At 72.5% G+C, this 407-nt stretch carries 1 protein-coding gene; it reads right to left on the bottom strand.

Translation table 11 applies throughout. The annotated features are described in order from the left end of the window. Window positions 1-310, bottom strand: a 310-nt coding sequence (locus D7W81_RS41695; protein WP_244227809.1) for an MFS transporter, incomplete at its 3' end; no start/stop codon positions are given. Window positions 311-407 lie beyond the last annotated feature (97 nt).

Genomic DNA, 407 nt, shown 5'->3' with positions numbered 1-407 from the left:
CCCCCGAGCCCGCCGCGCTGGCGACGAAGAGCAGGGAGGTCGCCAGCATCGTCCGCGTCCGGCCGTGGCGGTCGGCCAGCCTGCCCGCGAGCACCGCGCCGGCGGCCGCGCCGAGCAGCGCCGAGGACACCGAGAGGCCGACCGCGGCCGCGTGCGCTGTGAAGTTCCTCTCCAGCGCGCCAATGGCGCCGTTGATCACGGCGGTGTCGAACCCGAACAGGAAGCCGCCCAGCGCGGCGACGGACGCGATAAGGGAGACCCGTACCGTCGAGAGGTGCTTTTCACCAAGTCCGTCCCCCTGCTGCGCCACGGGCTCTCTCATGCCCCCCGGTGAACCACGAAATATGCCGCCGGGCCTCGTCAGCTCGAGCGCCAGAGGCGCACGCGGCACGCGCGTGGTCTAGACT

The sequence above is a fragment of the Corallococcus aberystwythensis genome, assembly GCF_003612165.1.
GTDB lineage: Bacteria > Myxococcota > Myxococcia > Myxococcales > Myxococcaceae > Corallococcus > Corallococcus aberystwythensis.
The sequence above is the reverse complement of the archived record's forward strand: the minus strand, read 5'-3'. Positions and strand labels throughout refer to the sequence as shown.